Below are 11,216 nucleotides of genomic sequence, written 5' to 3'. Positions count from 1 at the left end.
TTGCCATGCTCGATCTTCATGCCGCCACCTCGCCGGAGGTGAAGGAAGCGCTCGCAAAGGGCGCGGTCGCGGTGCTGGCGGTCGGCGCGCTGGAGCAGCATGGCGCGCACCTGCCGCTTTCGACCGACACGATCATGGCGCAGGGTGTTGCCCGGCGGATCGCCGCCGAGATCGACGGCCTGCTGCTGCCGCCGATCGCCTATGGCGACGCCTGGAACAATGAGGGCTTCGCCGGCACGTTGTCGCTGTCGTCCGATACGATGCGGGCGATCTTCCTCGATATCGGCCACGGCCTGAAGCGGATGGGCGTGAAGGCGCTGATCATCGTCAACGGCCATTTCGGCAACCGCGTCGCGATCACGCAGGCCGCGCAGGCGCTGAAGGTCGAGGCCGGCTTCCCGGTCATGTATCTCGATTATCCCGGCATGGAGGCGATCGCCTCGAAGATCTGCGACAGCGAGCCGGCTGCGCCGACCTTCTATCACGCCGACGAGGTCGAGACCTCGATGGTGCTGGCGCTAGAGCCGCAGCTCGTCCGCATGGACAAGGCGGCGGCGGAGTATCCTGTATTCCCCGAAACCTTCGGGCTGGAGCCGATGGGCCTCGATACGTTCAACAAGTCCGGCGTCTTCGGCGACCCGCGCCCGTCAACGGCGGAAAAGGGCGAGACGCTCATCGCCGGCATCGCCGAAGAGAGCGTCCGCCTGATCCGGCTGTTCCTGGCCAAGCTCGGCTAGGGACCGCGATCTCCCGCCGTCACGGCCCTATCGCGCGGCGACCGGGCCCGCGCGGTATTGTTCGTCGGTGACCTTTTCCAGCCAGGTCACGACATTGCCGTCCTGCGCCTCGGCCACCGCGAAATGCACCATCGGCTCGGTGGCGCTCGCCCCGTGCCAGTGGCGCAGTTGCGGCGGAATCCAGACGACGTCGCCGGGACGGACCTCCTCGATCGGCCCGCCTTCCTTCTGAACCCAGCCCTTCCCGGAGACGATATAGAGCGTCTGCCCGAGCGGATGGGTGTGCCAGGCCGTGCGGGCGCCGGCGGCGAAGGAAACGGTCGCGCCGCTGATCCGCGCCGGCGCGTCGCCCTGGTAGCGGGTGGCGACGCGGACCTGGCCGCTGAAATAGGCCTCCGGCCCGGCATCGCCGCCATTCGGATCGGCGCGGACGATCTGCAGCTCGGCTGCGGGCGGCTCGGCGGCCTTCTCCTCGCGGGCGGCAAACACCTTCTGCAGCACCGGCACCGCCGACATGGCGCGCGGCCAGCCGGCATAGAAGCCGAGATGGGCCGGCACTTCGGCGGCCTCGGCGCGCGTCAGGCCGTTGTCCATGGCGCGATTGGCGTGGAAGGGAAGCTGCTCGGGCTGCCCGATGGCGATGAGCGCCGCCATGGTGACGAGGCTGCGATCGCGCGCCGACAGGTCGGGCCGCCGCCAGAGATCGCCGAACAGCACGCGGTTGGTGAGCTCGGCCAGGATCGGCGCGGTCGGGGCGACATTGGCGTCGACGGTGGCGGTGCGCGCCGCTTCGGCGGCGGCCTCCAGTTCGATGCGGGCGGCGTCGCTGTCGGCGACGGGGCCGATCTTGCGCTCGTCGAAGACCTTCTTCGTCTCGGCGACGGCCGACATCGCGTTGGGCCAGCCGGAATAGAAGGCGAGATGGGTGATCAGCTCGCCGATCTCCCCCGGCTGGACGCCGTTGTCGAGCGCGCGGCCGACATGGGCGCCGATCTGCGCCGTCCGGCCGGTCGAGACCAGCGCCGCGACGGTGACCAGGCTGCGGTCGCGCGGCGCCAGTTCGCCGCGCTTCCAGACGTCGCCGAACAGGACCTCGTCGGTGAACTGGCCGAGGCCGGGGGCGACCTCGTAGACGGCGGCGGGTGCGATGCGGGTCATGGTATCCTCCCTGGCCTCGACCCCGGTTGCGGCCAGGGTCGAGATGGCGATGGATGCTGCGATGTTCTTCATGGCGGAACTTCGGTCTCGGACTAGACGCGGAGCAGCGTCTTGATGGCGCGACGCTCGTCCATGGCGCGATAGCCCTCGGCGACGTCCTCGAGCGGCACGGTCAAATCGAAGACCCTGCCGGGATTGATCTCCCGCTTCAGCACCAGATCCATCAGGTGCGGCAGGAAGCGCCGCACCGGCGCGGGACCGCCGAGCAGGCTCTTCTGGGCGAAGAACAGGCCCTGGCCGTCGAGCTGGACGCCATGCGGCACGCCGACGAAGCCGATATTGCCGCCGGGCCGGGCGCAGTTCATGGCCTGGGTCATCGATTCCTGCGTGCCGACGCATTCGAGCACCGATTCCGCGCCGACATTGCCGGTCAGTTCCTTGACCCGCGCCACGCCGGCATCGCCACGTTCGGAGACGATGTCGGTGGCGCCGAATTCCAGCGCCAGGTCCTGCCGCGTCTTGTGCCGGCTCATGGCGATGATGCGGTCGGCGCCCATCTGCTTGGCGGCGAGCACGCCCATCAGGCCGACCGCGCCGTCGCCCACGACCACGGCCGTCGATCCCGGCTGCACGCGCGCCGCGTCGGCGGCGTACCAGCCCGTGCCGAGAACGTCGGATGCCGCGAGCAGGCTCGGGATCAGGTCATCGGCGGGCATTTCCGGCGTGGCGACCAGCGTGCCGTCGGCGAGCGGCACCCGCGCATAGGGGGCCTGGGCTCGGCTCATGAATTCGCGCTGCTCGCAGGACGACTGGAAGCCGAAGCGGCAATGCGGGCAGGTGTTGTCGGAAAGGCAGAAGGAGCCGACGACGAACTGCCCCGGCTTCACGGTGCGGACGGCGCTGCCGACCTCGACCACGACGCCGCAATATTCGTGGCCCATATGCATGGGCTGGTTCATCGGCTGCAGCCCGCGATAGGGCCACAGATCCGAGCCGCAGATGCAACTGGCCGACAGCTTGATGATGGCGTCGGTGGGATGGAGGATCTGCGGATCCTCGACCTCTTCGCAGCGGATGTCGCCGGGGGCGTGGAGAACGGTTCCGAGCATGGAAAGCTCCTCTGGCAGGATGGGGATCAGGAAAGGGGTTCGATGCGGAGGGGGAATTTTCCGCGTGTCCGCAACGGCTCGAAGCCGCCGTCGATGCGGCCGAGCCGGATCAGCCCGCGCGACCAGCGATAGCCGGCGTAGAAGAAGGCGAGATTGCCCCAGGGCGCGTAGTAGCAGAGGTCGCCGGGTCGCTCGTCGCCGAACGGACCGCTGCCATCCTCCGTCAGCCTGCGCGGCAGGTAGCTGATCTTTTCGTTGTTGGCGTAGTCGTCGATCGAAAGGTCGCGGAGCGGCAGCAGCGTCGCGAAATCGCGCGCGGACGGGTTGTCCTCCAGCGTCGCCGCCAGGTCCCGATCGCCGAACGAAATCCGTATCTTCATGGCAAGGGATCCTTGGCCTTGTGCGGCCCCCGGCGTCGTTCCGGCAAGCGCCAAGGGCGCAGCCGCGAGCAGGCAGGCCTTCAGCAGGGCTCGACGGTTGGGGGCTGGCGATCTCATCGGGCGGCCTGCCGGGTATCGAGCGCGGCGACGGTGGCGACGACGGCGGAGGCGAGCAGCAGCCCGGCGGCAAGCGCGAACGGGCTCCACCATCCCTGCGCGTCGAACAGCAGGCCGCCGAGGGCGGCGCCCAGCGTGATGGCGAACTGGATGACGGCGACCTGCAGGCCGCCGCCGGCCTCGGCGTCGTCGCGCAGGGCGCGGCTCAGCCATGTGCCCCAGCCGACCGGCGCGGCGGTGCCGAAGAAGCCCCAGCCGACCAGCAGGATCGCGACGGCGGCGGGCGTGGAACCGAAGGCGATCAGCGCCGTCGCGACGAGCGCCATCACGAGCGGAATGGCGATGACGATGCTGTAGAGCCGTGCGCCCAGCAGCCGGCCGATGGCCCAGGTTCCGACTACGCCGGCGAGCCCCATCAGGAGGAGCATCGCCGAGAGCGCCGGAATGCTGACGCCCGTAACGGTCTCGAGGAACGGCCGCAGATAGGTGAACAGCGAAAACTGGCCCATGAAGAACAGGAAGATCGCCGACATGCCGAGCGCCACCTGGCGGCGCCGCAGCAATCCGAACACGTTGCTCGATCGCCTCGCGCCGGCCGGCGGCAGCGCCGGCATGCCGATCCACTGCCAGACGAGGGCGAGCAGGGCCAGCGGAACGACGAGGAAGAACGCGCCGCGCCAGCCGACATGTTGGCCGAGGAGGCTGCCGAGCGGCGCCGCGATCGTCGCGGCGATAGCGTTGCCGGCGTTGATCATGGCCAGGCCCTTCGGCACCGCATCCTCGGGCACCAGGCGCATGACGATCGCCGTGGACATCGACCAGAAGCCGCCGATGGCGATGCCGAGCAGGGCGCGGCCGACCATCAGCACGGCATAGCCGGGCGCGAAGGTGACGATCAGGCCGGAGACGACCAGCAGGGCCGAAAAGGAGAGCAGGACGAGCTTCCGGTCGATCCGCCGGACCAGCCCGGCGATGAACAGGCTGGTGACGACGGCGAAGATGCCGGAAACCGAAATCGCCTGGCCGGCGCGGCCTTCGCTGATGCCCAGGTCGCCGGCGATCGGCGTCAGCAGGCTCACCGGCATGAATTCCGAGGTGAGCAGAACTGCGACGCAAAGCGCCATCGAGAATACCGCGCCCCAGGCCGCCCGAGGTTCGATCAGTTCGCTGTCATAGGTCGTCGTCATCCATCCACCACGCGAAAACCGCCGCGCAGGCGGCGCTATTGCGTGCAACATAGTCGGATGCAATTGCTGTGATTAGACGGAAAGCCTCGTTTGAACTTATCGATATAGGCCATAAATTGATGCCGGCCGGACCAACAGCGGAGCGAACCCGTGCGCGACAATTTCAACGATCTGCTGTGGTTCCTGGTCGTCGCCGAAGAGCGCAGCTTCACGAGGGCAGCGGCCAAGATCGGGATCACGCAATCGACACTGAGCCACACCATCAAGCGCCTCGAGACGCGGATGGGACTGCGTCTGCTGGCGCGGACGACGCGCAGCGTCTCCACAACGGAAGCCGGCGAGCGCTTGCGCCAGTCGCTGGCGCCGCGCATCGCCGCGATCGAAACCGACATCGCCGCGCTGACCGATGACCGGGACAGGCCGTCGGGCACTGTGCGCATCACCGTTTCGGACCATGCGCTCGAAAAGCTCATCTGGCCGAAACTGAGGCCGCTGCTGCTCGACTATCCCGACATCCGTGTCGAGTTCAGCCGTGATAACGGACTGCGCAACATCGTCGAGGATGGGTTCGATGCCGGCGTGCGGCTCGGCGAAACCGTCGAGAAGGACATGGTGGCGGTGCGGATCGGCCCCGACTGGCGGCTGGTCGCCATCGGCTCGCCCCGCTATTTCGCCGAGCGCGGCGTGCCGCTCACGCCGCAGGACCTCGTCTCGCACAATTGCATGATGTTGCGGCTGACGTCCGGCGGCGGCTTCTACGCCTGGGAATTCGAGAAGGACGGGCGGGACATGCGCATGCGCGTCGAGGGCCAGCTGCGCTTCAACACCACGCTGCCGATGGTCGATGCCGCTCTGGCCGGTTACGGCATCGCATACGTGCCGGAGGATCTTGTCGACGAGCATGTCGCGGCTGGGCGCCTGCAGATCGTCCTCGACGATTGGTCGCCGCCATTCGCCGGCTACTACCTCTATTTTCCGAGCAGCCGGCAGAACTCGGAAGCGTTCAAGGTCATCGTCAACGCGCTGCGCTATAGCGCCAGGTGATGGCAGGGAAGGACGCGCCGCCGCGGCGATGCGGGCGGCGCGCCGAAGTCAGCGGTTGACGTCGACCAGCGTGCGGCCGCGCACCTTGCCTTCGAGGATGGCGGCCGCGACCTGCGGCACCTCGGCGAGGCCGATCTCCTGCACCGTCGTCTCCAGCTTGCCGAGGTCGAGGTCGGTCGCGAGGCGGGTCCAGGCGACGCTGCGGACGGATTGCGGCGCGTTGACCGAGTCGATGCCGGCGAGCGTGACGTTGCGCAGGATGAACGGCGCCATCGAGCCGGGCAACTCCATGCTGTCGGCGAGGCCGCAGGCCGTAACCGTGCCGCGATAGTCGGTCTGGGCCAGCACGTTGGCGAGGGTGTGGCCGCCGCAGCTGTCGATGGCGCCGGCCCATTTCGGCTTGGCGATCGGCGCGCCCGGCTCCGACAGCGACGCGCGGTCGATGATCTCGGCGGCGCCGAGGCGCTTCAGATAGTCCGCCTCCTGGACGCGTCCGGTCGAGGCGATGACGCGGTAGCCGAGCTTCGACAACAGCGCGACCGAGATCGACCCGACGCCGCCGGAAGCGCCCGTCACCAGCACCGGGCCGCGATCCGGCGTGATGCCGCCATGCTCTAGCGCCAGCACGCTCAGCATCGCCGTGTAGCCGGCGGTTCCGATCGCCATCGCGTCCTTGGCGGAAATCGAATCCGGCAGCTTCACCAGCCATTCGGCCGGAACGCGGGCGCGCTGCGCATAGCCGCCATGATGCGTCATGCTCAATTCGAAGCCGTTCAGCACGACGCGGTCGCCGGGCTTGAAGCCGGGATTGCGGGAGCTCTCGACCGTGCCGGCAAAATCGATGCCGGGGATCAGCGGGAACTTGCGGATGATGGCGCCTTTGCCGGTGACCGCGAGGCCGTCCTTGTAGTTGACGGTCGAATAGTCGACTGCGACGGTGACGTCTCCGTCCATCAACTGGTCGTCTTCGAGGCGGGCGAGGGCGACCGATATTGCGTCGTCCGTCTTGGTTGCCCAGAGGCCGTTGAAAGTCATTGCTCGCTCCGATGCATGGCTGTTGCCACGGACAGGTGGCGGCTTTCGCATCGGATCGCAAGGGGACCTTAGCTTTTTACCCGCCAGGACCTCTGGCCCGGAGAACTAGGCCGTGGGCGGATAAACGCGTTCGGCGGCTCGGATCCGGCCGGCATTGCCGAGCTCGATCACGTAGCCGAAGTCCTTTTCCGTATCGAGATAGTAGTGCTCATCCTCGTCGATCCGGCCGCTCTGGATCACCGGATATCCCTGGCGGGTGAAGTTCTCGACCGCCTTCGCGCAATCGGCATAGAACAGCTTGATGTGGTGCAGGCCTTCGCCGTGCTTCTCGAGGTGTTCATCATAGATGCTGTAGCCGGTCAGCGGCTGCATCAGCTCGAGCTGGGTGTCGCCGCTCCAGGTGACTGCGATCAGGCAGGTGTGGGTGGCCGGCTTGCCGCGATAGATGTAGTTCTGAACCTTGCCGGGCTCGAACTGGTAGATGTCCCACGGGCCGATGCCGAACGTGTCCCAATGGCGCTTCATCGCCGCTTCGAGATCGCGGACGACATAGGCGACCTGCATGGTGCCGCCTTCCTTGAAGCTTCGCATCCCGTGCCTCCCCCTTCTTGACGCGCATCTCCCTGCGTCAAGCTAGGCTTGGGGGTTGTGCAGGGTCAAGCGGCGCGGATCAATCGACCCGATGGCCGGGACGAGGGCGCGGCAGCGGCGCCTCGGCGACCGAAACGGCGCCGACCTTGCAGCAGGGCGCCGCATCCGAGCGGATGCCGTCGTCGGTCGAGGCAACGCGGATCGAGGCGGGAAGCCGCTGCGCCGAGGGGAAGCGGGACGAGGCGACCGGCGCGGCGAAGGCGAGGGCGGTCGCATCCTTGGCGAAGCGCGACGAGGAGGCGCTGGCCAGCGCCAGCTCCGGCCGGGCAATCGTGCTTTCGGCGAAATCGGCGACGGTGCCCGTCGGCGGCGACACCAGCGCGGTGGCGTAGACCAGGCCGCGGACCGGGCCCTTGATCGGCTCGACCGTCGCAACGGCATCGACTGCCTGAACGGGCAGCGCCGGCTTGTGGCGTGGCAGGATCGGCATGACCATCTCGGCCATCTCGACCACGGGCTGCGCCACGACGGGCCGCCGGAGCGGCTTCGGCGCGATGGCGTCCTCGGCGCTGGCCACGATGGCGGCCGTCGGCTCGGCCGCCGCGGCTTCCGGCTTGGCGCCCTCGGCGAGGACCAGCTTCGGCGTCGCGGCCTTGTCGGCGACGGGCGCCGGCGCGGGTGTCGCGAGCGCCAGCATCGTCTCGTTGGAGGGCCGCGTCGTGAGCTTGCCGGCGACCAGCACCGGCGTCTCGCCCATTGGCACGCGGATCAGTTTCGAGAGCAGGCGCTTGCGCTTGGCCTCGTAGTAATAGCCGTTCTTGTAGAGGGCGTGCGCGCGGGCCGAGTTGCCGCCGGCGACGATATAGGCGTTGGCGAGATAGGCGCCGCCATAGATCAGGTTGGTTTCTGCGTCGAGCAGGCCGGAGGCCGGTCCCTCGAAGCCGATGCCCTTGGCCGTGTCGTGCCGGATCTGCATCAGGCCCCAATAGGGACCGTTTCGCGCGCCCGGATTGAAGGTGCTCTCGGTGCGGACCACCTTGCGCAGCAGATCGACCGGCAGGCCGTAGGTCTTGGCGTAGTAGGCGATGCGGGCCTCGATGGCGTCCCGCGACGTGGTGCTGTCGGCGAGCGCCGCGGCGGGAATTCCGACACAGACGAGCAGCGCGAGGACGGCGCGTTTCCAGCCGCGGACGGCGGGGGAGGTGCGGCCAGATCGTCGGCGCATCGGGAGCAAGGGTCGGATCAAGGAGGCTCCAAGCCTGGTTAATCGTTCAATAAGACTCTCACGCGAAGGCCGATGAGGCAAGTCACCTGCCGAAATGCGCGCGAACCGACGCATGGCGCCGCCGCACATGTGTTGAAAGAACGGTGATTTGTGGCTTTTCCAAGAAGCCGGATTATTCTGTTAATCATGATGGTTGCCGGGACCGGATCCTGCGATCCGGGCGCTTTTGCCCCATTTGGGGCGAAGCTCATTGCCGGCGCGCGCTTGTGCCGCCGCCGCTTGCTGCTACACTTGGTCCCAACAAGGCACGCGATGAGCTGCGCGCCGGGCCTATTTGCCCTGTGTCCGCGCGGCCAAAGGATTTGATGTGACAATCTCGGGCGAGGATCCGCGGATCGCGGATTCCGGTGCGCCCGTCAGGGATTCCGTGGCCACGCCACGGAACCATGTCGGGACCGCCGATGGTTCTGGCCAGCCACAGGGTGGCAATGGCCCAGGACATCCAGGCAAGAAGAAGGGCAGGCGGCGCAAGAAGCGCGGGCCGGTCTATGCATCCGGGCAGAAGCCGGACGCCAGGAATGGCGGCAAGCCGGCGGAGGCCCTGCGGTCGGATTCCAGCGATCGCGGTCCGGCGGCGCGGACGCAGCCGACGTCGGCGGGCCGTCCTGGACGGTCGGGAGCGGCGCGCCCCGCCGGCCACGCCTCCCGCCCGCAGCACCATGCGCAGGGGCACAATGGCGCACATCCGCATCAGGGGCCGTCTGGGCAGGATGCACGGCCAGGCAGGCCTGACGCGCGTTCGCGCGCCGAGGAGCCCGCGCCGACCGACACGCTCTATGCCGCACTCGATCTCGGCACCAATAATTGCCGCCTGCTGATCGCGCAGCCGCGCGAACGCGGGTTTCGCGTCGTCGATGCGTTTTCGCGCATCGTGCGGCTCGGCGAGGGCGTCGGCCGCAGCGGCCGCCTCGGTGAGGCGGCGATGGACCGCGCCGTCGAGGCGCTGCGCATCTGCCGCTCGAAGCTCGCTGATCGCGGCGTCGCCCGCGCGCGGCTGATCGCGACCGAGGCCTGCCGCTCTGCCGAGAATGGCGCGATCTTCCTGGAGCGTGTGCGCAGCGAGACCGGCCTGTCGCTGGAGATCGTCTCGCGCGAGACGGAGGCGAGGCTCGCCGTCTCGGGTTGCGCCTCGCTGATCGACCCGAACTCGAACGGCGCGCTTTTGTTCGATATTGGCGGCGGTTCGTCCGAGTTGGTCTGGATCGACCTGACGCGCCCTGCCGAGGCCAGGCGGCGGCGCATGTCGGACCGCATCCGCACCTGGGCGTCACTGCCGGTCGGCGTCGTGACGCTGAGCGAGCGGCATGGCGGCGAGCTGGTGACGCCGGAAGTGTTCGAGGCGATGGTCGTGGAAGTGACCGACATGCTGCGCGACTTCCCGGAGGCGGAAGCGCTCGACCATGCGGTGGCGGCGGGCAATCTCCATATGCTTGGCACGTCCGGCACGGTGACGACGCTCGCCGGCGTCCATCTCGGCCTGGAGCGCTATGACCGGCGCCGGGTCGACGGCACCTGGATGACGGGCGACGAAGTCAATCTGATGATGAATACGCTGACCGGCATGGACTATGCCGCGCGGATCGCCAATCCCTGCATCGGCAAGGAAAGGGCGGATCTCGTGCTGGCGGGCTGTGCCATTCTCGAGGCGATCCGCCGGCGTTGGCCCTGCCAGCGGCTGCGGGTGGCCGATCGTGGCTTGCGGGAAGGTATTCTGGTGGAAATGATGGCGGAGGACGGCGTCTGGCGCCGCTCGCCGCATCGGCAGAACGGAAGGCCGTCATGACCGGCACCAAGAACAATTCGGGCAGGGGATCGGGCGGGCGCGAGCTCACGGTCCGCGTCAAGACTTCGCGCGGCCGCACGGCCTCGTCGCAACGCTGGCTGGAGAGGCAGCTGAACGACCCCTATGTCGCGCGCTCGAAGCGAGAGGGCTATCGCTCGCGCGCCGCCTACAAGCTGATCGAGATCGACGACAAGCACCACATCCTCGCGCCGGGCATGCGCGTGGTCGACCTCGGCGCCGCGCCGGGCGGCTGGTCGCAGGTTGCGATCGAGCGCGTCGGCTCGACCGACGAGGACAAGCGGGTGGTCGCGATCGACTATCTGGAAATGGACGAGCTTCCGGGCGTCATCCTGTTCCAGAAGGATTTCCTGGACGAGGATGCGCCGGCTCTGCTGGAGCAGGCGCTGGGTGGACTTGCCGACGTCGTCATGTCCGACATGGCGGCGCCGACGACCGGTCATCAGAAGACCGATCACCTGCGGACGATCTATCTTTGCGAGGTCGCTGTCGATTTTGCACTCAATGTGCTCAAGCCCGGTGGTCACTTTTTGACCAAGGTGTTCCGTGGCGGTGCAGAAAACACGGTGCTGACGCAGCTGAAGCAAAACTTCGCCTCCGTCTATCACATCAAGCCGCCGGCGAGCCGCGCCGGTTCGGTCGAGCTGTTCCTGCTCGCCAAGGGCTTCAAGGGTCGCAAGGCCGCGCCGGAAACGGCGGCAGCCGCCGAGGGCGGCGAGGACGAAAGCGGCTGGCGGCCTTAACGCCCGCACAATCATCCCGAGAAAAAAAG

General features: G+C 67.9%; 11 protein-coding genes. 4 read left to right on the top strand and 7 right to left on the bottom strand.

Annotated features, from left to right (window positions below):
- The first annotated feature begins 5 nt into the window (after window positions 1-5).
- The gene (locus tag OSH07_RS07735) at window positions 6-737 is read left to right on the top strand and encodes a creatininase family protein (protein ID WP_266338034.1); all 732 of its coding nucleotides are present in this window, start codon (window positions 6-8) and stop codon (window positions 735-737) included.
- A gap of 27 nt (window positions 738-764) precedes the next feature.
- Here OSH07_RS07735 and OSH07_RS07730 read toward each other — a convergent pair whose 3' ends face one another.
- Genes OSH07_RS07730 through OSH07_RS07715 form a run of 4 tightly spaced genes read right to left on the bottom strand, consistent with a single transcriptional unit; the run spans window position 765 to window position 4,688 of the window.
- Complete coding sequence (locus OSH07_RS07730) at window positions 765-1,967, bottom strand: (R)-mandelonitrile lyase (RefSeq protein WP_266338033.1); 1,203 nt, start codon at window positions 1,965-1,967, stop codon at window positions 765-767.
- A gap of 20 nt (window positions 1,968-1,987) precedes the next feature.
- Complete coding sequence (locus OSH07_RS07725; RefSeq protein WP_266338032.1) at window positions 1,988-3,004, bottom strand: zinc-dependent alcohol dehydrogenase family protein; 1,017 nt, start codon at window positions 3,002-3,004, stop codon at window positions 1,988-1,990.
- 26 nt (window positions 3,005-3,030) lie between these two features.
- Window positions 3,031-3,501 (bottom strand): cyclophilin-like fold protein, encoded by a 471-nt coding sequence (locus OSH07_RS07720; protein ID WP_266338031.1) that lies wholly within the window; start codon window positions 3,499-3,501, stop codon window positions 3,031-3,033.
- Complete coding sequence (locus OSH07_RS07715) at window positions 3,498-4,688, bottom strand: MFS transporter (RefSeq protein ID WP_266338030.1); 1,191 nt, start codon at window positions 4,686-4,688, stop codon at window positions 3,498-3,500. Before OSH07_RS07715 ends, OSH07_RS07720 begins: the two co-directional genes overlap by 4 nt.
- 150 nt (window positions 4,689-4,838) lie before the next feature.
- Between OSH07_RS07715 and OSH07_RS07710 the strand changes: the two genes are divergently transcribed.
- The gene (locus OSH07_RS07710; RefSeq protein WP_266338029.1) at window positions 4,839-5,732 is read left to right on the top strand and encodes a LysR family transcriptional regulator; all 894 of its coding nucleotides are present in this window, start codon (window positions 4,839-4,841) and stop codon (window positions 5,730-5,732) included.
- A gap of 48 nt (window positions 5,733-5,780) precedes the next feature.
- Here the strand turns inward: OSH07_RS07710 and acuI are convergent, their stop codons facing one another.
- From acuI to OSH07_RS24510, 3 genes are all read right to left on the bottom strand, one after another.
- Window positions 5,781-6,767 carry an acrylyl-CoA reductase (NADPH) gene (gene acuI / locus OSH07_RS07705; RefSeq protein WP_266338028.1) on the bottom strand — a complete coding sequence of 329 codons (987 nt, stop codon included), beginning with the start codon at window positions 6,765-6,767 and terminating at the stop codon, window positions 5,781-5,783.
- A 105-nt stretch (window positions 6,768-6,872) separates the two neighbouring features.
- Complete coding sequence (locus OSH07_RS07700) at window positions 6,873-7,358, bottom strand: VOC family protein (RefSeq protein WP_266338027.1); 486 nt, start codon at window positions 7,356-7,358, stop codon at window positions 6,873-6,875.
- Window positions 7,359-7,437: 79 nt separating this feature from the next.
- Entirely contained in the window at window positions 7,438-8,583 is a 1,146-nt protein-coding gene (locus tag OSH07_RS24510; protein WP_420909604.1) for a transglycosylase SLT domain-containing protein, read from the bottom strand.
- Window positions 8,584-9,010: 427 nt separating this feature from the next.
- Between OSH07_RS24510 and OSH07_RS07690 the strand changes: the two genes are divergently transcribed.
- The gene (locus OSH07_RS07690) at window positions 9,011-10,426 is read left to right on the top strand and encodes a Ppx/GppA phosphatase family protein (protein ID WP_266338026.1); all 1,416 of its coding nucleotides are present in this window, start codon (window positions 9,011-9,013) and stop codon (window positions 10,424-10,426) included.
- On the top strand, window positions 10,423-11,187 hold the full coding sequence (locus OSH07_RS07685; RefSeq protein WP_266338025.1) for an RlmE family RNA methyltransferase: 765 nt from the start codon (window positions 10,423-10,425) through the stop codon (window positions 11,185-11,187). Before OSH07_RS07690 ends, OSH07_RS07685 begins: the two co-directional genes overlap by 4 nt.
- The last annotated feature ends 29 nt before the right edge of the window (window positions 11,188-11,216 follow it).

The organism is Kaistia nematophila (genome assembly GCF_026343855.1).
Lineage (GTDB): Bacteria > Pseudomonadota > Alphaproteobacteria > Rhizobiales > Kaistiaceae > Kaistia > Kaistia nematophila.
This window is presented reverse-complemented; position numbering and strand designations above follow the sequence as displayed.

Coding starts and splice junctions, on each gene's coding strand:
- OSH07_RS07735 (WP_266338034.1), top strand. CDS start 6: ATGCTCGATCTTCATGCCGCCACCTCGCCGGAGGTGAAGGAAGCGCTC.
- OSH07_RS07730 (WP_266338033.1), bottom strand. CDS start 1,967: ATGAAGAACATCGCAGCATCCATCGCCATCTCGACCCTGGCCGCAACC.
- OSH07_RS07725 (WP_266338032.1), bottom strand. CDS start 3,004: ATGCTCGGAACCGTTCTCCACGCCCCCGGCGACATCCGCTGCGAAGAG.
- OSH07_RS07720 (WP_266338031.1), bottom strand. CDS start 3,501: ATGAGATCGCCAGCCCCCAACCGTCGAGCCCTGCTGAAGGCCTGCCTG.
- OSH07_RS07715 (WP_266338030.1), bottom strand. CDS start 4,688: ATGACGACGACCTATGACAGCGAACTGATCGAACCTCGGGCGGCCTGG.
- acuI (WP_266338028.1), bottom strand. CDS start 6,767: ATGACTTTCAACGGCCTCTGGGCAACCAAGACGGACGACGCAATATCG.
- OSH07_RS07700 (WP_266338027.1), bottom strand. CDS start 7,358: ATGCGAAGCTTCAAGGAAGGCGGCACCATGCAGGTCGCCTATGTCGTC.
- OSH07_RS24510 (WP_420909604.1), bottom strand. CDS start 8,583: ATGCGCCGACGATCTGGCCGCACCTCCCCCGCCGTCCGCGGCTGGAAA.
- OSH07_RS07685 (WP_266338025.1), top strand. CDS start 10,423: ATGACCGGCACCAAGAACAATTCGGGCAGGGGATCGGGCGGGCGCGAG.